Below are 19,441 nucleotides of genomic sequence, written 5' to 3'. Positions count from 1 at the left end.
CGTGAAGGTTCGATCGATGCGCAAACCCACGGTGGATTTTGTCGAACTTTCGCGCGAAGGCCGAAATCACGAACGATGATAAGGATGCCCAGAAAGAATGGTCGCGACGCGATAAAGCTGCTCGGCCAGCATGATGCGCACCAGCTGGTGCGGCCAAGTCAGCGCCCCGAAGGACAGAACGAGAGCGGCACTCTCTCGCAATTCTGCATCGTGGCCATCAGGCCCGCCGATGGCGACGACGAGATTTCGCTGTCCACCGTCGCGCAAGGTGCCGATCCTGCCGGCGAGATCTTCCGAGGAAATGTTCTTGCCGCGCTCGTCGAGCAGGATAAGTGCAGCACCCGAGACCAGTTGCGCGCGAAGTTTTTCCGCTTCCTCGCGCTTGCGTTCGGCAACGGTCTGCGCGCGGCTTTCCGGCGTCTCGACGACGCCGGTGAACTCCAGCCCTATGGCCGGACCGCTCTTGGCGAAGCGGTCCAAATAGCGGTCGGCCAGCTCCTTGTCGGGGCCGGCCTTCATCCGGCCCACGGCATGTACAGCAATCTTCATCCTGTCCTGACCCTAAAGTCCTGTCCCGATCCTTCGGGACGCTGGACCTTAGTGAACCGTTTCTCCGTCGAGATCCGGCGCCTGCCACATCTTTTCAAGATTGTAGAAGTCGCGGACTTCGGGGCGGAAGACGTGGACGATGATATCGCCAGAATCGATCAGGACCCAGTCGGCGCCCTCAAGCCCCTCGACGCGCGCAGTGCCGAGACCGGCTTCCTTCAGCGCCTTCAGGAGTTGATCGGCCACCGCTGCGACATGACGGTGCGACCGGCCCGACGCGATCACCATGTGATCGGCGAGGCTCGACTTCCCGTAAAGATCGATGGGGACGATGTTTTCGGCCTTGGAGTCTTCCAGACTGGCAAGGACAGTTTCTAAGGCGCGGGACACGGAGTCGTTTCCGCTCATCCCGGCCGGCGAAGGCATGATGGTTGCCTTCTTCCGCAGTGCTGTTCTCAGTGTCTTTCCTTCCGAAACAAGAACAACGAAACGCCCTGCTTTTTATCGCAGGACACCTCATAGATAGGCAGAGTCGTGCAACACTTTCAAGACGCACAAATGCATGAGCCTCAATCGGCTGCCGACAGTGGCTGAACAGGCACGGGTTGCGATCACCCGTCCGAAGCTGCCATCATGAAATCTTTCGAGCAGGAACCGATGGGCGGGGTGGCTTATTCGTTTCGCAGACGTGAAAGGAGCCCCTATGGAACTCGACACCCAGGAAGCTATGGCCGCCGTTCAGGCCGGGGTGAGCCAGGCGAGCGCACTCGCCGTAACCTATTCCTTCTCGGTGCTTGGCGCGATCATCCTGCTGATCGTCGGCTATCTCGTCGCCGGCATGATCGAGCGCGCGATATTCGCCGGCCTTAGCCGCATTCGCGGCTTCGACCCGACCCTTTGCCAGTTCTTCTCCAAGATCGCGCGCTACGCGATCCTCGTGCTGGTCATCGTCATGGTGCTGGGCCAGTTCGGCGTCCAGACAGCTTCCATCATCGCCGCCATCGGCGCGATCGGCCTCGCCGTCGGCCTGGCGCTTCAGGGCACGTTGCAGAACATCGCGGCCGGCATCATGCTGCTCGTGCTCAGGCCCTTCCGCATCGGAGAATATGTCGAGATCGGTTCTGTTACCGGCACGATCGAGGAGATCGGCCTGTTTGCCACCCGCCTGCGCGCCGCCGATGGCATTTTCGTGCTGGCGCCCAACTCCACGCTGTGGAACCAGCCGGTCCGCAACCTCACCCGCAATGGTGTCCGGCGCAATGACATCACCATCGGCATCGGCTACGACGCCGATATCGACCTGGCGCAATCGACATTCATGGATCTGGCGAAAGCCGACAGCCGAGTCAAAAAGGACACCGCACCGTCTGCTTTCGTCAACGAGCTGGGCGACAGCACTGTCGCGATCACCCTGAGATACTGGACATCCGCCGCCGATTTCTTCGCAACCAAGCTCGACCTGACCAAGAAGGCAAAACTGGCTTTCGAGGCCAAGGGCATATCGAACAAGTAGAACCAAAACGGCGCTCAGCCGCCGCCGTTCGCCTTGCGGATGGCCGTGGACGACAGCGAGGAGCGCGGGCCATGGATAAAGGTCCAGGCCGGCGCCTTCATCCGCGCCAGGCGCGGTGCATCCGCCTCGTCGACGCGGGCATAGTCGAAGGTCTTGGCCACCGCCGACGACAGGAACGACAAGGTCGCGCCGGGCCGGTCGATCACCGCGATCGGAAAAGTCATGACGATCTGGCGCCAGCGCTGCCAGCGGTGAAAATCGCGCAGATTGTCGGCACCCATGATCCAGACGAAATCGACGCCCGGATTGCGCGCCTTGATCAGTGCCAGCGTATCGGCGGTGTAGCGCACATGATGCGCCGCCTCGAAGGCGGTGACTTTTACGCGCGGGTCCTTGGCGATCTTCTCCGAAAGGCCGATGCGCTCGGCCAGCGGGGCCTGCATGCGCGAACTTTTCAGCGGGTTGCCCGGCGTCACCATCCACCAAAGCTGGTCGAGCCGCAGCCGCCGCAGCGCGATTTCGGCAACCAACGCATGACCGCCATGGGGCGGATTGAACGAGCCGCCGAACAGGCCGACCTGCATGCCCTTCTCGACATGCGGCATACGGAGATAATGGGACGCGACGCTCTCACCCTCCCCCTTGCGGGGGTCCGAAGGACGGGCGAGACCCGCGGCTCGCCCTGGCGAGTCGATCCGCGTAGCGGAGCGGGGTGGGGGTGGTGAAACCGGCACTGTCAGGTCGGAATGGAGCACATCGTCTCCACCCCCACCCCGGCTCGCAAATGCCGCTTCGCGGCATTGGTTCGCCGACCCTCCCCGCAAGGGGGAGGGTAAGACGCAAGCTTGCTCACGGCCGCACCTGCCCGGCCCCGCGCACGCGGTACTTGAAGGAGGTCAGCTGCTCGACGCCGACCGGGCCTCGCGCATGCATCTTGCCGGTGGCGATGCCGATCTCGGCGCCCATGCCGAACTCGCCGCCATCGGCGAATTGCGTCGAGGCGTTGTGCAGCAGGATGGCCGAGTCGATCTCGTTGAAGAACCGCTCCACGGCGTTAGCGTCCTCGGCCACGATCGCCTCGGTGTGGTGTGAGGAGAAGGTCTCGATATGCTCGATCGCGCCCGAGACGCCGTCGACGAGCTTCACCGCGAGGATCGCGTCGAGATATTCCGTCACCCAGTCGGCATCGGTTGCCGGCTTTGCATCGGAGAAGGCCTTCAAAACCTCCTCGTCGGCATGGATTTCGCAGCCTGCCGCCCGCAGCGCCTCGAGGATCGGCACCAGATGCGTGGACGCCACAACGCGGTCGACCAGCAGCGTCTCGGCCGCCCCACAAATGCCGGTGCGGCGCATCTTGGCGTTGACGGCGATTCCCACCGCCATGTCGAGCTTGGCCGACTTGTCGATGTAGAGATGGCAGATGCCTTCGAGATGGGCAAAGACCGGTACACGCGCCTCGGTCTGCACGCGCTCGACCAGGCTGCGCCCGCCGCGCGGAATGATAACGTCGAGATTGCCGGAAAGCCCTTTCAGCATTTCACCGACCGCCGCGCGATCCGTCGTCGGCACGAGCTGGATCGCCTCTGCCGGCAGGTTCGCCGCCTTCAGCCCCTCGACGAGGCAGGCATGGATCGCAGCCGACGAATTGAGCGAATCCGAGCCGCCGCGCAGGATGACGGGATTGCCGGCCTTCAGGCACAGCGCGCCGGCATCCGCCGTCACATTCGGGCGGCTCTCATAGATGACGCCGACAACGCCGAGCGGCGTGCGCACGCGCTCGATATGAAGGCCATTGGGACGGTCCCATTCGGCAATGACCTCGCCGACCGGATCGCGCAGTTCGGCAATCGCCCGGATGCCGTCAGCCATGTCACGAATTCGCTTCGGATCGAGCTTCAACCGGTCCATGAAGGAGCCGCTGATCCCCGATTCTTCGCCGTTCTGCACGTCGATGGCGTTGGCATCCAGAATCGCCTGCTCGCCGCGGATGATGGCCTCAGCCATGCCGATCAGGGCGGCATTCTTGCGCTCGGTGCTTGCAATGGCCAACGGTCGCGCAGCCGCGTGCGCCTTGCGGCCGATGTCGGCCATCAGGGAGATCGTGTCTTCACCGGATTTTTCATGCGTCGTCAGCATGGTTCATCCTTCCGCCTGCACCGTTTCCATAACGCCCGAATGGCTCACCACCAGATCGTCGCGATGGATCATAGCCGACCGTCCTTCATAGCCAAGCACGGCGGCGATTTCGTTCGTCTTCAACCCAGCGATCCTTACGGCATCGGCTGCGTCATAGGCAATTAGGCCACGCGCAATCTCCCGCCCCTCCGGGCTGACGATCGCGACGGTGTCACCCCGCGAAAAGTTGCCGCTGACGTTCCGGACGCCCGCCGGCAATAGCGACTTGCCCGAAAGCAGCGCGCCGACCGCGCCGGCATCGACCGTCAGCCGGCCCGCAGGCTCGAGCTGCCCTGCAATCCAGGTCTTGTAGCCCTTCACCGGATTGGCGCTGGGCTTGAAGAAGGTGGCGCGTTCGCCGCGCTCGATGGCGCTCAGTGGATTGAGCCGCGTGCCGGAGGTGATGATCATCGCCGTGCCCGCCGCCGTCGCGATCTTGCCAGCGTCGAGCTTGGTGCGCATGCCGCCACGCGACAGCTCCGAGGCCGCAGCCCCCGCCATCGCCTCGATGTCGGGCGTGATGCGCTCGACCAGTGGAATGAATTTCGCCGCCGGATCGAGTGCCGGCGGCGCGGTGTAGAGCCCATCGATATCGGACAGCAGCACCAAAAGGTCCGCGCCCATCATCGTCGCCACGCGGGCGGCCAGCCGGTCGTTGTCGCCATAGCGGATTTCGGAGGTCGCCACCGTGTCGTTCTCGTTGATGACCGGCACCGCCTTCATCTTGAGCAGGGTCGAGATGGTCGCGCGCGCATTGAGATAGCGCCGGCGCTCCTCGGTATCACCGAGCGTCACCAGCACCTGGCCGGATTTGAGCCCGTTGCGCCCAAGCTCGTCCGACCACGCGCCGGCAAGGGCGATCTGGCCGACAGCCGCACAGGCCTGGCTCTCCTCCAGCTTCAGCACACGCTTGCCGAGGCCGACAACAGTGCGCCCGAGCGCAATGGCGCCGGAAGACACCACCAGCACCTCCGCCCCATTCGCCGCAAGGGCGGCGATATCGTCGGCAATCGAGGCCAGCCAGTCACGTTTCAACCCCGCCGCGCGATCGACCAGCAGGGCCGAGCCGATTTTCACCGTGATGCGCCGGTATTTTTTGAGGGAATGCACGCTCATGACCAGCCTATTTTGCCCACCGGTCGTCTGCCTCTACAGGCTCCGCCTCGGCCCGCGACGCCTGAACCTCGCCCATCAACGCGCGCAGCGTCTCTTCCACGCCCTCTCGCGTCGCCGCCGAAAGCAGGATCGGCGCACGGCCTGCAGCCCGCTTCAGCGAAGCGACCTTTTTCTTGCGCGCATCTGGGTCGAGCGTATCGACCTGGCTCAGCGCAACGATCTCGACCTTGTCGGCCAGGCCGTGGCCATAAGCCTCAAGCTCGGCACGCACGGTCTTGTAGGCCTTGCCCGGGTTCTCTTCCTGGGCCGAGACCAGATGCAAAAGCACGCGGGTGCGCTCGACATGGCCGAGGAAGCGGTCGCCGATGCCGACGCCTTCATGCGCGCCTTCGATCAGGCCCGGAATATCGGCGATGACGAATTCGCGCGCATCGATGCGCGCAACGCCAAGGCCCGGATGCAGCGTAGTGAAGGGATAGTCGGCGATCTTGGGCTTGGCCGCCGTCACCGCCGCAAGGAAGGTCGACTTGCCGGCATTGGGCAGGCCGACGAGGCCGGCGTCGGCAATCAGCTTGAGCCTGAGCCAGACCCACATTTCCTGGCCGTCCAGGCCGGGATTGGCGCGGCGCGGCGCCTGATTGGTCGAGGTCTTGAAATGCTGGTTGCCGAAACCGCCATTGCCGCCCGCTGCCAGCCGGAAGCGCTGCCCGACCTGGGTCAGGTCGCAAATCAGTGTCTCGTTGTCTTCTTCATAGACCTGCGTGCCGACCGGCACCCTCAGCGTGATGTCGGCGCCTTTGGCGCCCGTCATGTTGCGGCCCATGCCATGCACGCCGGTCTGGGCCTTGAAATGCTGCTGGTAGCGATAATCGATCAGCGTGTTCAGCCCATCGACGACTTCCAGCCAGACATCGCCGCCACGGCCGCCGTCGCCGCCGTCCGGCCCGCCGAACTCGATGAACTTTTCCCGCCGGAACGAGACGCTGCCGGCACCCCCGTTGCCGGAGCAGATGTAGACTTTGGCCTGATCTAGAAATTTCATCGCAACAAGGGTTTCACTGTTATTGGTTTTTCTTCGACTGTGCTGTAGCGCAAAGAGCACGCGAGCGCGAGGGTGGGATTGGCGGTTCGCATCGACGGCGGCGAGGAGAAGACATGAAGCTGGTCACCTACAATATCCAGTACGGCATCGGCCGCGACGGCAAGTTCGATCTCGAACGCATTGCCGCCAGCCTCGATGGAGCCGACATCATCACGTTGCAGGAAGTCACGCGTAACCTCCCGCACAATGGCGGCGTCGATCTGGTTGCCGGACTGGCGTCGCTGCTGCCTGACTACTTCTATATCTTCGGACCCGCCATGGATGTCGATTTCGGCACCCGGGACGCAAATGGCAAGCCGGCAAACCAGCGCCTGCAATTCGGCAACATGGTGCTGTCGCGCTGGCCGATCGTGGCTTCGCGCAACCTGCTGCTGCCGCGCACGCGCCGCTTCAACCGCCTCAACCTGCAACGCTCGGCCCTTGAGGCCCTTATCACCGCGCCTTCCGGACCGATCCGTGTCTATTCCGTCCATCTCGACCACCTCAATCTCGAGGAGCGCGCCACCCAAATCCGTTATCTCAAGGAACGCGTCTACGCCTATGCCATGGAAGGCGGTGCTGCGAGCGGCGTTTCCGAATTCGGCTTCCCCGAACTGCCAAGCCCGGAGGAGTTCGTGCTTTTGGGCGACTTCAACATGGACCGCACCTCGCCGGAATATATCGTCATGGCCGGCGAAGCCGACTACGCCGAGGGCCGCCAGATCGTCGCTCACCATCCTGTCGACGCCTTTTCGCTCGCCGGCGGCGTCCCCGAAGGCGCTGTAAGCTGGGTGGACGACGGGAAGCCGGAAAAGAACCGCCTCATCGACTTCGCCTTCGTCCACGCTTCGCTTGCCGGCCGCGTCAAGCGCACATGGATCGACACCGACGCAAAGGGCTCCGACCATCTGCCGGTGTGGCTCGAACTGGATTGAGCGGCCGGCCTGAACCGGCCGCTCAATTATCAGTACTTCGGCCACGTCCGCAGGCTGACCCAGGTCTTGCGGTCCAGCCGGTAGCGTTCGACCGGCACCTGCCCGGCGACGATCGAGTTCAGCATGCCCTGCCCCGCATACTGGAAGCCGCACTTGTGGATCACCCGCCGCGACGACGGGTTGATGACCCGGCACGAGACGTGCAGCACGTTGATCTGGGTCGCCCGGAAAGCAAGATCCACCAGAGCGTGTGCTGCCTCAGTGGCAAACCCACGCTTCCAGTAGGGTTCGCCGATCCAGTAGCCGAGCTCGAGGCCGCGATCCGTGCCGTTGAGACCGGCGCAACCGATGAAGGTGCCGGTATCGGCCAGCGTCAGCGCATAGACGCAGCCGGCCACACGCTTCTGCCCCGACATGGCGAGGAACGAACGCGCCTCGGCCTCGCCATAAGGGTGCGGCATGCGCGACAGCATCTCGGCCACCCGGCGGTTGTTGGCGAGCATCGCCAGCTCGGGAATGTCGTCGGCATGCGGCGGACGCATCACCAGGCGCTCGGTAACCAGCACCGGGCACTCTATCGCCAGACTCTCGTCTTCAAAATCTTCCGATTCGGCAACCATTTCAGTCCTCCAGGCAAAGAAAAAGGGGAGACGGCGACCCATCTCCCCTGTTCCTTTTTCTGGATTTTGCCAGACACCGGTCCCGAGATGGGGCGCCGGTGTTGTCTCGCGGATCCGGCTATTCCGCTGCTTTGGTAATTGGGTTGACCGATACGTAGGTACGGCCATTGGCTTTTTTGCGGAACGCGACCGCGCCGGTTGCCATCGCAAAAAGCGTATGATCAGTGCCCATGCCGACATTGACGCCGGGATGCCACTGGGTGCCGCGTTGACGGATGATGATGTTGCCCGGAATGACGGCTTCGCCACCGAACTTCTTCACGCCGAGGCGCTTGGATTCTGAATCGCGACCGTTGCGCGACGAACCGCCAGCTTTCTTATGTGCCATTGCTGTTCTCCTTCGTGCTCAGTCTTATTCGGTTTCCGCCGCGGCTGCAGCCTTTTTCGGCGCGGCCTTCTTGGCGGGCTTTTCGGCAACTTCCGCCGTGGCGGTAGCTTCCGGCTTTGCTGCGGCCTTCTTCGCCGGCTTGGCGCCACCGGTCAGGATCTCGGAGATCCGGATGGTGGTTTCATGCTGGCGGTGGCCGCGGGTGCGGCGCGAGTTCTGGCGGCGGCGCTTCTTGAATGCGATGACGGTGCGTGCGCGGCCCTGTACGACCACTTCCGCCGTTACGACAGCACCTTCCACGAAGGGAGCGCCGATCGTTGCATTCTCGCCCTCGCCGACAGCGAGAACTTCACCGAATTCGACAACATCGCCGGCTTCGGCGACGAGCTTTCCGATTTTTAGTACGTCATTGGCGGCAACGCGATACTGCTTGCCACCCGTTTTAATGACTGCGAACATTTTTTGCCTTTCGCTGTTCGGTCCGGCTTTTTGACCGCATGGAAGCGGTCGGGCCGTCTTTTTGTCAGTCTGCGGGGTTCAAAGTACGACCGGCGCGGAGAAAGACCCCACGCCGGAATGGTGCGCGTTTAGCCAATGGCCTTCAACGTGTCAAGCCAAACCGGACAAACCCGCAACCGAAACTGCAGAAAGCGCGTTACGGGGCCTTGTGCAAGACCCCATCAGCCGTTATCTAGAGCGCCGCGCCGGCAACGGCCCGACCAGTACACCGCGGAGAGGTGGCAGAGTGGTCGAATGCACCGCACTCGAAATGCGGCATGGGTGCAAGCCCATCGGGGGTTCGAATCCCTCCCTCTCCGCCAGTTTGCCTTTGCAAGTATATACTCGGGGTCTTACGCCATCGGCGCGGATCACACTGCTCTCACCACCTTCCTGAAAGTCAGCGAAACCCGCCTTTCGCGCTGTCGTTTTTCGCCCGCGACCGTATCGGTCTTGCGGGATGGAATCTCATGCGTCCATTCATAACGTGCCGCGCCCGACATAATGAGCAATGAACGCGGCTCGAGCATTAAGGAAATAGTTTCGCGGCTCTTCACGTTCCGGAAGATCATTTCGCAGCTGGAAAGCAAACTCAGAGAAGCTATCCGTTCGGAAAAGCAAGGCACGCAATCGACATGCGCGCTGATGCCTTGGCCAGGCACGTATTCGTTGGCGATAATTTGATCCGGAACATCGTTATAAGCATTCAATTCCGTCAAGCGCTCGCTAAGTGATCGAAGCCACTCCGGCGGTTTACCCAGATAAGCGTCGTCAGTGACCATTCGGGCGCGATAGTCATAACGATAGCCGAAATGCTGGACGCGCCGCTTGAGTTCGGAACTCCATTCGCCCCGATCCAGACAATCGATAAGTGTCTGCTCCTCCTCTTGCGAGACGAAGAACGGGAGATAAGCCGCTCCGGGGGGAAGCGTTCGGGCATCCATCGTGCTTCAGTCCCTACTTGCAGGTTGCTTCCCTCACCCGTCCGGCCCGCGAAGCACCGCCCCTGAAAGCAGCACGCCGAGCTCAGCCTGGCGGCTCACGCCTGTCTTGCTGAAGATGGCCTTCAGGTACCAGCGCACCGTTTCCCGTGAGAGGTTGAGTGCGGCGGCCGCTTCCTCGGTGGTCTTGCCTTCGGAAATGCTGCGCGCTACCCGCGCTTCGGCTGGCGTCAGGTCGAACAAGCCGCCCAGCAGTTCTGCTGAAGGTGCTGCCGGACGGTCGAGCCGCGTCACCACCATGAGCGCATGGGCGCGAAAGAAAACGTCGGCTGCTTCGCCCGGCAGCGGAAGAACATGTGCGACCGCGGCCGCATGGCCCGGCAATGCGGGAACCGGGATGGAGCGGGTCGACGATGCCGAAGCAAGTCGTTCGATCGACTCGCCGAACAAGGCATTGGCGCCGGCATCCGCAAGGGCGATGCGGTCGTGCGCCCGGAACACGAATTGCGCCGACATGCCTTCGAGAAGCGCATTGGCCGCAAGCACGCGTCCGGTTATCCCGAGAATCGCTGCGGCGAGGCCAGCACTTTCAAGCGCGTCGACGACGACGCGCGCGCGTTCGAGATTGAGGCGCGTCGCCAGAACGGCGGCGCGCCCGAGATGAGGACGCAGCACATCCAGAACGGTGATCTCCTGCTGCGAAACCGGCCCGTCGGCATAGCGGCGCTCGAGGTCGAATGCGGCCATGTCGCCATTCGGCATCGGAAAGACCGTGCCTGCGCAGTATCCAAGGCCTCGCGGCAGGAAGAATTTCGAGTAGACGAAACTGCTTTCCATCTCCTCGCGGCCATAAAGCTCGTCATTGCCGAAGAACCCGTGGCGGTTTGCTGCTATGCCGCGTTGCAGGCGAATATTATTGGCCTGTATTTCCGGGTCGCCGGTGAAATCCGTCATGAGTTCGTGGACATTACTCGAACTGGTCCAGCGTCCGATCTTGTCGGGCGTCGCCGTAAAAAGGATGCCGCCGAAACATCCCGCCAGCGTCGATACGTCCTGCAGCACCCCGGGCCACAGTTCCGGAACGACAGCCGCCTCGTAGATGCGGTCGATAAGCCCCTCGTGGTTCATGCCGTTCCAATCGCGCCAGACGACTGAAACTAGCGGTTGCTTAAAACCCTGTCCATGTTGCTTCGCGGCAGGACCGGCCCTTGCGCCCCAAACTGCCCGGTGCGTCGTGAATTGCATCTCACTGTTGCGCGCCGGCTTCACTCCTGCCCCGCCAGAACCGCTTTCCGGTCCTATCCTGCGAACAGCCATTGCCGAACCCGACGCCATCCGGCACATTCGGGCCGGACGACAAGAGGATGAGTAATGGATTCGGTCGAGAAATTCGCGCTGTCTATAATGCTTCTGTTCGGCGCGCTGATCGTCGGCGGCCTGATGGCTGTCGGCATAGCCTGGAACGACAAGCCTGCCTTCCTCTATGCGCTGTCCGCCGCGATCGTCATCTGGGGTTCGGCCTTCGCCGTGCTGTTCGGCAAGCCGCCGATCTATGGTGCGCTGCTGTTCCTCGCCGGCCTTCTGATCGCTGCGTCGATAACCTCAATCGTCACCTGACAAGGGGCGAGCGGCGGCCGCCACTTCAATCCGCCTCGCTCAGCCTGTAGCCGACCCCGGTTTCGGTGCGGATATAGCGCGGCTGCTCCGGGTCCGGCTCGATCTTCTGGCGCAGCTGGCGCACATAGACCCTGAGATACTGCACATCCTGCACCTCGCCCCACACCTGCTTCATCAGAAAATTGTGGGTCAGAACCTTGCCGGCATGCTGCACCAGCGCGCGCAAAATGTCGTATTCCTTGGGCGACAGTTTTATCTCCTCGCCACCCAGCCTGACGATGCGCCGCACGAGATCGACCGACAGATCACCCGTCTTGAAGACCGGCTTCTCGCCCTGTTCCTGCAGCCGGTGGCGCAGCGCCACGCGGATGCGGGCGATCAGCTCATTCACGCCGAAGGGCTTGGTCACATAGTCGTCCGCACCAAGATCGAGCGCCTCGACGATGCCGGGCTCGTCAGTGCGGCTGGACAGGATGACCACCGGCACCGTGCTGCCTCCCTCGCGCCAGCGCCGCAGCAATTCCTGGCCGGAAATATCGGGCAGGCCGAGATCGAGCACCACCAGATCGGGCGAGGCATTCGCCATCTCCTCCAGCGCCGTGCGCCCGTTCGGCGCGTCGATGATGTCATAACCTTGCGTCGACAGCCCCGCCCGCAGCAGCTTGCGGATCGGCTGCTCGTCATCGACGACGAGGATTTTTATCGCGGACGCCGTCATGACAACTCCGTGCCTTCAATTTGCCCTGCAGGCAGCTTCATGCGGATGGTAAAGACAGCACCGGGGCGGTCGGTACGGTTCCCGGCCACGATGGTGCCGCCCATGGCTTCGACGAAACCGCGGCAGATGGCAAGGCCGAGACCCGTGCCGGCCGGCACGCTGTCGCCCTTGCGGGCGCGGGTGAACTTGCCGAAAATGTCTTCCAGCTCGTCCGCCGGGATGCCCGGTCCTTCATCGAGGACCTGGATCGTCAACGCCTTTTCGCCCTGGAACGACTGGATGCGTATGCGCGAGCCCGCCGGCGAATATTTGGCCGCATTGTCGAACAGGTTGAACAGAACCTGCTCGAACAGCACCGGGTCGACGCGCAGCATCGGCAGGTTGGGCGGCAGGTCGACCTCGATCTGATGGGAGCCAAGGATTTTCTTTGCCCGCGACAGCGCGCTGCCGACGATCTCGTTCAGGTCGTGCATGCCGAAATTCGGGCTGATCGCGCCCGATTCCAGCTTCGTCATGTCGAGCAGATTTGCGATGAAGCGGTTGAGCCGTTCCGACTCGTCGAGCACAGAGCCGAGAAGCTCGTCCTTGGTCGGCGCGTCCAGGGCGCCTGAAAATTCCTTCAGCGTTCCCGCCGCCCCCATGATTGCAGCGAGCGGCGTTTTCAGGTCGTGCGAGATGGAGGTCAAAAGCGCCGAACGCAGCCGGTCGGCCTCCACCGCCAGCTTGGCGTTGTCTAGGTCTTCGACCAGATGGACGCGCTCGATGGCAAGTGCTGCCTGGTCGGTCAGCGCATCCATCAGCCGCCGCCGCTCGGGCGTCAGCATTGGTCCTTGCCGGTCGTCGTCGATGCCGACCACGGCGATTGCGCCGCGCGCCGTGCGCACGGGCAGAAACAACCGCTTGGCGCCCGGCAGCGTATCGGCGCTGCGGCCGGCCGGGCGATCGTTCTCCCAGGTCCATTTGGCCGCCGCCAGGTCGGCTTCGTCCAGCGTGTCCTCCGGCGGATAGCCCGCCTTGACAGTGATGCGCCCCTCTTCCGGCAACAGCAGCACGACGCGCACCTTCAGCATCGAGGCGATCTGGAAGGCCGTCGCCCACAGGACATCGTCCAGCGTCGCGGTTCCGGCCAGCTTCTTGGAGAACATATAGAGGTCTTCATTCATTCGCGCCCGCTGGCGCGCCGCGATCGCCTGCCCACGCACCCGCGCCGAAAGGTTGCTGGCAATCACCGACACGACGAGGAAAAAGACGAAGGTGACGATGCTTTCCGAATCGCCGATGTCGAATGTGTAGAGCGGCGGCAGGAAGAAGAAATTGAAGGTTATGGCGCCGATGACGCTGGCGAAGATCGCGGGGCGCAGGCCGAACCACAATGCGCTCGTCAGCACGCCCATCAGGAAGACGACGCCGATATTGGCAACGTCGAGCAATTGCCGCAGCGCGAACGCACATATCAGCGCGATGCCGATGATCCCCAGGCTCACCAGATAGGGACGGAAGGAAAAAACCGTCGTGCCGGCATCCTGCACCGAGCCTCTCGGCGGCTTGGGCGCGACCTCCCGGCCCGAGATCACATGCACGCTGATATCGCCGGAAATGCGGATCAGGTCATGCGTCACCGAGCCTTCGATCCACTCGCGCCAGCGCGCCTTGTCGGAGCTGCCGACGATGATGTGGGTGACATTGCGCTCGCGCGCATAACGCATGATCTCCTCGGCGACCGTGCGCCCCGGCAAGGTCGCAGCCTCCGCGCCCAGGCTCTCGGCAAGCCGCAGCGCGCTGGCGATCCGGTCCCGCTCGGCCTCGGAGAGGCGCGCCGCATGCGTCGTCTCGACCGTCACGACAGACCACGGCGCGCGCAATCGTTCCGCCAGCCGCCTGCCATAGCGCACCATCGCGGCAGCACGTGGCGCTTCATCAATGCACACCAGCACCCGCTCGCCGGCCGCCCATGGCCCAGAGATGGCATTCTCGCGCATATGGCTGACAAGCTGCTCGTCGACGCGTTGGGCGGTGCGCCGCAGCGCAAGCTCGCGCAGCGCCGTCAGATTGCCCGGCGAAAAATAGTTTTCGACAGCAGCCTTGGCCGTGCGGGGCATATAGACCTTGCCCTGCTTCAGCCGCTCGATCAGGTCGCCGGGCGTGAGGTCGATGACCTCGATGTCGTCGGCGCGGTCGATAAACGAATCCGGCACCGTTTCGCGCACCCGCACGCGGGTGATCTGCGCGACGATGTCGTTCAGACTTTCGACATGCTGGATATTGACCGTGGTGTAGACATCGATACCGGCGGCGAGCAGTTCCTCGATGTCGAGATAGCGCTTGGGATGGCGGCTGCCGGGCGCATTGGTGTGGGCGAGTTCGTCAACCAGAACCAGCTGCGGCCGGCGCGCGAGGATGGCGTCGATATCCATCTCGTCAAGCGCGCGCTCCTTGTAGGGCACAGGCACACGCGGGATGATCTCGAAGCCCTGTAGAAGTGCCTCGGTCTCCTTGCGGCCGTGGGTTTCGACGACGCCGATAACGACATCGACACCCTCGGCCTGCCGGGCGCGGCCGGCAAGCAGCATCTCGAAGGTCTTGCCGACGCCGGGTGCCGCGCCCAGGAAAATACGCAATTTACCGCGAAGCTCTCGCTCCGCGGCTTCCAGAAGGGCGTCTGGCGAAGGACGCCTGTCGCTGTCGTCAGGCATGCGCACTGCTCGGTTTCGGGCGAATGGCCCGCATCATTCCTCATGCAAAGCCGCCGCGAGGTCAATCGCGGCGGAGAAAGCTCCGAATATCTACTTCGCCATCGCATCGAGCGCGCGGTTGAGGGCCAGAACATTGACGCGCGGCTCGCCCAGAATGCCGAGGATCGGCGCCTGCGTCAGATCGCTCACTAGATCGCGAAGCTTGTCTTCCGGAACACCACGCGCCTTGGCGACGCGCGGCACCTGAAACATCGCGCCCTCCGGCGAGACGTCCGGGTCGAGACCGCTGCCGGTGGTGGTCACCAGATCGATCGGCACGGGCTGGCCGGGGTTTTCCGCCTTCAGTTTCTCGAGGTCACCCTTGACGCGCTCGATCAGAGCCGGATTAGCCGGGCCGAGATTGGAGCCCATCGAGTTCACGGCGTTGTAGGGCACGACAACCGATTTCGACGGGTCGGCCGGGTCGGGGCCGAGCGTCACCGAGGGGCGGCCATGGAAATACTTTTCACTGGCAAAGTTCTGGCCAATCAGCTCGGAGCCGATGACGGTTCCGTTCTCGGTGATCAGGCTGCCCTCGGCCTGCCGCGGAAACAGCACGCCCGAAATGCCGGTCATGGCGAGCGGGTAGGCAAGGCCGGTGATCGCCGTGAAGATGACGATCATGACCAGTGCGGGGCGAAGTTGCTTCAACATGATGGTCTTCCTTATGCCAGGCCGAGGGCGGAGACGACCATATCGATCGCCTTGATGCCGATGAAGGGCACTATGATGCCGCCCAGGCCGTAGATGACGAGATTGCGGCGCAGCAGCGAGGCCGCACCCACGGCGTGGTATTTGACGCCGCGCAGCGCCAGCGGGATCAGCGCGATGATGATCAGCGCATTGAAGATGATCGCCGACAGGATCGCCGATTGCGGCGTCGACAGGTTCATGACGTTCAACACCCTAAGCTGCGGATAGAAGGCCAGGAACATCGCCGGGATGATGGCGAAATATTTGGCGATGTCGTTGGCGATCGAAAACGTCGTCAGCGCGCCGCGCGTCATCAGCAGCTGCTTGCCGATCTCGACGATCTCGATGAGTTTCGTCGGATCGCTGTCCAGATCGACCATGTTGCCGGCCTCGCGCGCCGCCACCGTGCCGGTGTTCATGGCAACGCCGACATCGGCCTGCGCAAGTGCGGGCGCGTCATTGGTGCCGTCGCCGCACATCGCCACCAGCTTGCCCTTGGCCTGTTCCTCGCGGATGAGCTGAAGCTTGTTTTCGGGTGTCGCCTGGGCGAGGAAATCGTCGACGCCGGCTTCGGCGGCGATGGCTGCCGCCGTCATCGGGTTGTCGCCGGTGATCATCACCGTGCGGATACCCATGCGGCGCAGCTCGGTGAAACGCTCCTTGATGCCGCCCTTGACGATGTCCTTGAGATGGATGACGCCGAGCGGACGACCGTCGCGCACCACCGCCAGCGGCGTTCCGCCGGACTTGGCAATCTGTTCGGCGATTGCGCGGATTTCGGCGATGCTGGCGCTCGATGCCTGCATCGTCGTCACGCCCGAAGCCGAACTGGCAAGGGCTGCCGCCGGACCTTTGGCGACATGGTCGAGGATGGCGTCGACCGCGCCCTTGCGAATCGAGCTGCCTTCGACATCGACGCCGCTCATGCGGGTCTGCGCCGTGAAGGGCACGAAGCTCGCATGCAGCGTGCGCATGTCGCGCTCGCGGATGGCATATTTCTCCTTGGCCAGCACCACGATCGAGCGGCCTTCCGGCGTTTCGTCGGCAAGTGAGGCGAGCTGGGCGGCATCCGCCAGTTCCTTCTCGGTCACGCCCTTGATCGGGCGGAATTCGCTGGCCTGACGGTTGCCGAGCGTGATGGTGCCGGTCTTGTCGAGCAACAGCGTGTCGACGTCGCCCGCAGCTTCGACCGCGCGGCCGGACATGGCCAGCACGTTGAAGCGCACCAGACGGTCCATGCCGGCAATGCCGATGGCCGACAAGAGTGCGCCGATGGTGGTCGGGATCAGCGTCACGAACAGCGCCACCAGCACCACGACCGGAACCGAGCCGCCGGCATAGGTGACGAAGCTCGGGATGGTCGCGGTCGCCAGCACGAAGATCAGTGTCATGCCCGCAAGCAATATGTTGAGCGCGATCTCGTTGGGCGTCTTCTGACGCTCGGCACCTTCCACCAGCGCGATCATGCGATCGAGGAAGGTCGAGCCGGCGGCAGCCGTGATGCGCACTTTGATCCAGTCCGACAGAACCTGCGTGCCGCCGGTGACGGCCGAGCGGTCGCCGCCCGATTCGCGGATGACGGGCGCGGATTCGCCGGTGATTGCCGCCTCGTTGACAGAGGCTACGCCTTCGACCACTTCGCCGTCCGAGGGGATGATGTCACCCGCCTCGACCAGCACCAGGTCGCCGACTTTCAATCCGGCACCCGGCACCATGACGAACTTGGCACGGTCGTCGCCGGTCAGCAGCTTGGCCTGCGTCTCGGTGCGGGTGCGGCGCAGCGAATCCGCCTGCGCCTTGCCGCGCCCTTCGGCCACCGCTTCGGCGAAGTTGGCGAAAAGCACGGTGAACCATAGCCAGACGATGATCTGGAAGGAGAAACCGAGGTTGGAATTGCCGACGGCGATATCCTTGAGGAACAGCACCGTGGTCAGCGCCGAGACCACGGCGACGACGAACATCACCGGGTTTCTGGCGAGCGAGCGCGGATCGAGCTTCTTGAAAGCCGCGCCGATGGCCGGGACGATTATGGCTGCATCCATGATGCTCACCGATTTCATTTTGCTCATGGTTTTGATCCCAAACTATTGATTGACCATGTTCTTTTCCGAAAACCGGTGTCCACTTTTCGGGATCATGGTCTAGAAAGTCTGGCCGGCGGCGATCGCCAGATGTTCGGCGATCGGGCCGAGCGCCAGCGCGGGCAGGAAGGTGAGGCCGCCGACGATCAGGATGACGCCGACCAGCAGGCCGACGAACAGGCCGCTGTCGGTCGGGAAGGTGCCGGCCGAGGCCGGAACCGTTTTCTTGGCCGCCAGCGAGCCGGCAATTGCCAGTGCGGGCACGATGACCAGGAAGCGGCCCATCATCATGACGATGCCGAGCGTGATGTTGTACCAGGGCGTATTGCCGGTGAGGCCGCCGAAGGCCGAGCCGTTGTTGGCCGCCGCCGAAGTATAGGCGTATAGGATCTCCGAAAAGCCGTGCGGCCCCTGATTGGCGATCGACACCACCGCCGACGGCATGACGACGCTGATGGCGGTGAAGACCAGCATGGCCAGCGGCAGGCACAGCATGGCGAGCATCGCCATCTTCACTTCCTTGCCCTCGATCTTCTTGCCGAGATATTCGGGCGTGCGCCCGACCATCAGGCCGGCGACGAAGATGGCGATGATGACGAAGATCAGGATGCCGTAGAGGCCGGCGCCGACGCCGCCGATGATGACCTCGCCGAGCTCCATGTTGATGATCGGGATCATGCCGCCGAGCGCGGTGAAACTGTCATGCATGGCATTGACCGCGCCACAGGACGCCGCCGTGGTGACGACTGCGAACAATGCGGAAAGCGGGATGCCGAAGCGCACCTCCTTGCCTTCCATATTGCCCCCCTCGACGCCGAGCGCGTGGATCAGCGGGTTGCCGGCGGCTTCGGCCCAGTAGGTGACGATGACGCCGACTATGAACAGCACGCCCATGGCGGCGAGGATCGCCCAGCCCTGGCGCTGGTTGCCGACCATGCGGCCGAAGACATTGGTAAGGGCCGCTCCGATGGCGAAGATGGTGACCATCTGGACCAGATTGACCAGCGCGTCGGGGTTTTCGAAGGGATGCGCCGAGTTGGCGTTAAAAAAGCCGCCGCCATTGGTGCCGAGCATTTTTATTGCAAGCTGGGAGGCCACGGGGCCGACCGCGATGGTCTGCCTGGCGCCTTCGAGCGTCGTCGCATTGACATAAGCGCCGAGCGTCTGCGGCACGCCGCTATAGACATAGAACAGCGTCAGCACGATGCAGAGCGGCAACAGGATGTAGAACGTCGAGCGTGTCAGATCGACCCAGAAATTGCCGATCGACTTGGCCGAGGCACGCGAAAAGCCGCGCACCAGGGCGATGGCAAGCGCCATGCCGGTGGCGGCGGAAACGAAGTTCTGCACCGTCAGCCCGGCCATCTGCACGAGATAGGACATGGTGCTTTCGCCGCCGTAGTTCTGCCAGTTGGTGTTGGTGACGAAGCTGGTGGCCGTATTGAAGGCGAGCTCGGGCCCGACAGCACCCATGCCGGCGGGATTGAAGGGCAAACCCGCCTGGAAGCGCTGCAGCGCATAGAGCGCGAGGAAGCCGAGCAGGTTGAAGGCCAGCATGCCGGCGGCATAGGTCGTCCAGTGCTGGTCCTCGTTTTCGCTGGTGCCGGCAAGGCGATAGAGCAAGCGCTCGAAAGGCGCGAAGATGAAGGACAGGAAGGTGCGCTCGCCCTGGTAGACGCGCGTCATGTAGCCGCCGAGCGGCTTGACGAGAAGAACGACGATCCCGCAGAAAATCAGGATCTGGATCCAGCCGTTGATGGTCATGGCTTTTCTACTTTCGCAGT

The 19,441-nt window shown here is 63.2% G+C and carries 19 protein-coding genes and 1 tRNA gene; 4 read left to right on the top strand and 16 right to left on the bottom strand.

Annotation, left to right across the window (positions count from 1 at the left end; all coding sequences use genetic code 11):
• Positions 1-66: 66 nt before the first annotated feature.
• Together rlmH and rsfS are read right to left on the bottom strand one after the other, a co-directional pair.
• On the bottom strand, positions 67-549 hold the full coding sequence (gene rlmH, locus WBQ96_RS10280; RefSeq protein WP_336550133.1) for a 23S rRNA (pseudouridine(1915)-N(3))-methyltransferase RlmH: 483 nt from the start codon (positions 547-549) through the stop codon (positions 67-69).
• 48 nt (positions 550-597) lie between these two features.
• Positions 598-975, bottom strand: coding sequence for a ribosome silencing factor (rsfS, locus tag WBQ96_RS10275; protein ID WP_165118228.1), 378 nt, complete (start codon positions 973-975; stop codon positions 598-600).
• Between the two features lie 277 nt (positions 976-1,252).
• Between rsfS and WBQ96_RS10270 the strand changes: the two genes are divergently transcribed.
• Entirely contained in the window at positions 1,253-2,062 is an 810-nt protein-coding gene (locus WBQ96_RS10270) for a mechanosensitive ion channel family protein (protein ID WP_336550136.1), read from the top strand.
• Positions 2,063-2,076: 14 nt separating this feature from the next.
• Here the strand turns inward: WBQ96_RS10270 and WBQ96_RS10265 are convergent, their stop codons facing one another.
• The 4 genes from WBQ96_RS10265 to obgE all read right to left on the bottom strand — a co-directional run bounded on the left by WBQ96_RS10265 (position 2,077) and on the right by obgE (position 6,395).
• Positions 2,077-2,667: a nicotinate-nucleotide adenylyltransferase gene (locus tag WBQ96_RS10265; RefSeq protein ID WP_336550297.1), complete on the bottom strand. Its 591-nt coding sequence runs from the start codon at positions 2,665-2,667 to the stop codon at positions 2,077-2,079.
• Positions 2,668-2,911: 244 nt separating this feature from the next.
• Complete coding sequence (locus WBQ96_RS10260) at positions 2,912-4,198, bottom strand: glutamate-5-semialdehyde dehydrogenase (RefSeq protein ID WP_336550138.1); 1,287 nt, start codon at positions 4,196-4,198, stop codon at positions 2,912-2,914.
• Positions 4,199-4,201: 3 nt separating this feature from the next.
• Positions 4,202-5,347, bottom strand: a complete 1,146-nt coding sequence (proB, locus tag WBQ96_RS10255; RefSeq protein WP_336550299.1) for a glutamate 5-kinase — start codon at positions 5,345-5,347, stop codon at positions 4,202-4,204.
• A 13-nt stretch (positions 5,348-5,360) separates the two neighbouring features.
• Entirely contained in the window at positions 5,361-6,395 is a 1,035-nt protein-coding gene (gene obgE, locus WBQ96_RS10250) for a GTPase ObgE (RefSeq protein ID WP_336550140.1), read from the bottom strand.
• A 113-nt stretch (positions 6,396-6,508) separates the two neighbouring features.
• On the opposite strand from obgE, the gene WBQ96_RS10245 reads away from it, so the two are divergent.
• Positions 6,509-7,369, top strand: a complete 861-nt coding sequence (locus WBQ96_RS10245; RefSeq protein ID WP_336550141.1) for an endonuclease/exonuclease/phosphatase family protein — start codon at positions 6,509-6,511, stop codon at positions 7,367-7,369.
• Positions 7,370-7,398: 29 nt separating this feature from the next.
• Here WBQ96_RS10245 and WBQ96_RS10240 read toward each other — a convergent pair whose 3' ends face one another.
• From WBQ96_RS10240 to rplU, 3 genes are all read right to left on the bottom strand, one after another.
• Positions 7,399-7,989, bottom strand: a complete 591-nt coding sequence (locus WBQ96_RS10240) for a GNAT family N-acetyltransferase (protein WP_165118216.1) — start codon at positions 7,987-7,989, stop codon at positions 7,399-7,401.
• Between the two features lie 118 nt (positions 7,990-8,107).
• Entirely contained in the window at positions 8,108-8,377 is a 270-nt protein-coding gene (gene rpmA, locus WBQ96_RS10235; RefSeq protein WP_165118214.1) for a 50S ribosomal protein L27, read from the bottom strand.
• A gap of 24 nt (positions 8,378-8,401) precedes the next feature.
• A complete protein-coding gene (rplU, locus tag WBQ96_RS10230) occupies positions 8,402-8,836 on the bottom strand; it encodes a 50S ribosomal protein L21 (protein WP_091909049.1) in 435 nt (144 codons plus the stop codon).
• A gap of 272 nt (positions 8,837-9,108) precedes the next feature.
• On the opposite strand from rplU, the gene WBQ96_RS10225 reads away from it, so the two are divergent.
• Positions 9,109-9,198: transfer RNA gene (locus tag WBQ96_RS10225), tRNA-Ser, on the top strand.
• 48 nt (positions 9,199-9,246) lie between these two features.
• Here the strand turns inward: WBQ96_RS10225 and WBQ96_RS10220 are convergent.
• Both WBQ96_RS10220 and WBQ96_RS10215 read right to left on the bottom strand, forming a co-directional pair.
• Entirely contained in the window at positions 9,247-9,819 is a 573-nt protein-coding gene (locus WBQ96_RS10220; RefSeq protein WP_336550145.1) for an alpha-ketoglutarate-dependent dioxygenase AlkB, read from the bottom strand.
• A 33-nt stretch (positions 9,820-9,852) separates the two neighbouring features.
• The gene (locus WBQ96_RS10215; protein WP_336550146.1) at positions 9,853-10,944 is read right to left on the bottom strand and encodes a helix-turn-helix transcriptional regulator; all 1,092 of its coding nucleotides are present in this window, start codon (positions 10,942-10,944) and stop codon (positions 9,853-9,855) included.
• Positions 10,945-11,187: 243 nt separating this feature from the next.
• Here WBQ96_RS10215 and WBQ96_RS10210 point away from each other — a divergent pair, with 243 nt between their 5' ends.
• Complete coding sequence (locus tag WBQ96_RS10210; RefSeq protein ID WP_165118208.1) at positions 11,188-11,433, top strand: hypothetical protein; 246 nt, start codon at positions 11,188-11,190, stop codon at positions 11,431-11,433.
• Between the two features lie 25 nt (positions 11,434-11,458).
• On the opposite strand, the gene WBQ96_RS10205 is transcribed toward WBQ96_RS10210, so the two are convergent.
• The 5 genes from WBQ96_RS10205 to kdpA all read right to left on the bottom strand — a co-directional run bounded on the left by WBQ96_RS10205 (position 11,459) and on the right by kdpA (position 19,421).
• A complete protein-coding gene (locus WBQ96_RS10205) occupies positions 11,459-12,151 on the bottom strand; it encodes a response regulator transcription factor (RefSeq protein ID WP_336550147.1) in 693 nt (230 codons plus the stop codon).
• A complete protein-coding gene (locus tag WBQ96_RS10200; protein WP_336550148.1) occupies positions 12,148-14,844 on the bottom strand; it encodes a sensor histidine kinase KdpD in 2,697 nt (898 codons plus the stop codon). The genes WBQ96_RS10205 and WBQ96_RS10200 overlap by 4 nt, the downstream gene beginning before the upstream one ends.
• A 90-nt stretch (positions 14,845-14,934) precedes the next feature.
• Positions 14,935-15,537 carry a K(+)-transporting ATPase subunit C gene (locus WBQ96_RS10195; RefSeq protein ID WP_336550150.1) on the bottom strand — a complete coding sequence of 201 codons (603 nt, stop codon included), beginning with the start codon at positions 15,535-15,537 and terminating at the stop codon, positions 14,935-14,937.
• 11 nt (positions 15,538-15,548) lie between these two features.
• Positions 15,549-17,645, bottom strand: a complete 2,097-nt coding sequence (gene kdpB / locus WBQ96_RS10190) for a potassium-transporting ATPase subunit KdpB (protein ID WP_336550152.1) — start codon at positions 17,643-17,645, stop codon at positions 15,549-15,551.
• Between the two features lie 72 nt (positions 17,646-17,717).
• Positions 17,718-19,421 (bottom strand): potassium-transporting ATPase subunit KdpA, encoded by a 1,704-nt coding sequence (gene kdpA / locus WBQ96_RS10185; protein ID WP_336550153.1) that lies wholly within the window; start codon positions 19,419-19,421, stop codon positions 17,718-17,720.
• Positions 19,422-19,441: the final 20 nt, after the last annotated feature.

Origin of the sequence: Mesorhizobium sp. CCNWLY176 (assembly GCF_037153935.1) — a bacterium.
In the GTDB taxonomy this organism is placed as follows: Bacteria; Pseudomonadota; Alphaproteobacteria; order Rhizobiales; family Rhizobiaceae; genus Mesorhizobium_M; species Mesorhizobium_M zhangyense.
Note: the sequence above shows the minus strand (reverse complement) of the source record. Positions and strands in the feature narration are given on the sequence as shown.

What these genes read in the sequence shown, in the direction of transcription:
- rlmH (WP_336550133.1), bottom strand. Translation starts at nt 549, where the DNA reads ATGAAGATTGCTGTACATGCCGTGGGCCGGATGAAGGCCGGCCCCGAC.
- rsfS (WP_165118228.1), bottom strand. Translation starts at nt 975, where the DNA reads ATGCCTTCGCCGGCCGGGATGAGCGGAAACGACTCCGTGTCCCGCGCC.
- WBQ96_RS10270 (WP_336550136.1), top strand. Translation starts at nt 1,253, where the DNA reads ATGGAACTCGACACCCAGGAAGCTATGGCCGCCGTTCAGGCCGGGGTG.
- WBQ96_RS10265 (WP_336550297.1), bottom strand. Translation starts at nt 2,667, where the DNA reads ATGCCGCATGTCGAGAAGGGCATGCAGGTCGGCCTGTTCGGCGGCTCG.
- WBQ96_RS10260 (WP_336550138.1), bottom strand. Translation starts at nt 4,198, where the DNA reads ATGCTGACGACGCATGAAAAATCCGGTGAAGACACGATCTCCCTGATG.
- obgE (WP_336550140.1), bottom strand. Translation starts at nt 6,395, where the DNA reads ATGAAATTTCTAGATCAGGCCAAAGTCTACATCTGCTCCGGCAACGGG.
- WBQ96_RS10245 (WP_336550141.1), top strand. Translation starts at nt 6,509, where the DNA reads ATGAAGCTGGTCACCTACAATATCCAGTACGGCATCGGCCGCGACGGC.
- WBQ96_RS10240 (WP_165118216.1), bottom strand. Translation starts at nt 7,989, where the DNA reads ATGGTTGCCGAATCGGAAGATTTTGAAGACGAGAGTCTGGCGATAGAG.
- rpmA (WP_165118214.1), bottom strand. Translation starts at nt 8,377, where the DNA reads ATGGCACATAAGAAAGCTGGCGGTTCGTCGCGCAACGGTCGCGATTCA.
- rplU (WP_091909049.1), bottom strand. Translation starts at nt 8,836, where the DNA reads ATGTTCGCAGTCATTAAAACGGGTGGCAAGCAGTATCGCGTTGCCGCC.
- WBQ96_RS10220 (WP_336550145.1), bottom strand. Translation starts at nt 9,819, where the DNA reads ATGGATGCCCGAACGCTTCCCCCCGGAGCGGCTTATCTCCCGTTCTTC.
- WBQ96_RS10215 (WP_336550146.1), bottom strand. Translation starts at nt 10,944, where the DNA reads ATGAACCACGAGGGGCTTATCGACCGCATCTACGAGGCGGCTGTCGTT.
- WBQ96_RS10210 (WP_165118208.1), top strand. Translation starts at nt 11,188, where the DNA reads ATGGATTCGGTCGAGAAATTCGCGCTGTCTATAATGCTTCTGTTCGGC.
- WBQ96_RS10205 (WP_336550147.1), bottom strand. Translation starts at nt 12,151, where the DNA reads ATGACGGCGTCCGCGATAAAAATCCTCGTCGTCGATGACGAGCAGCCG.
- WBQ96_RS10200 (WP_336550148.1), bottom strand. Translation starts at nt 14,844, where the DNA reads ATGCCTGACGACAGCGACAGGCGTCCTTCGCCAGACGCCCTTCTGGAA.
- WBQ96_RS10195 (WP_336550150.1), bottom strand. Translation starts at nt 15,537, where the DNA reads ATGTTGAAGCAACTTCGCCCCGCACTGGTCATGATCGTCATCTTCACG.
- kdpB (WP_336550152.1), bottom strand. Translation starts at nt 17,645, where the DNA reads ATGAGCAAAATGAAATCGGTGAGCATCATGGATGCAGCCATAATCGTC.
- kdpA (WP_336550153.1), bottom strand. Translation starts at nt 19,421, where the DNA reads ATGACCATCAACGGCTGGATCCAGATCCTGATTTTCTGCGGGATCGTC.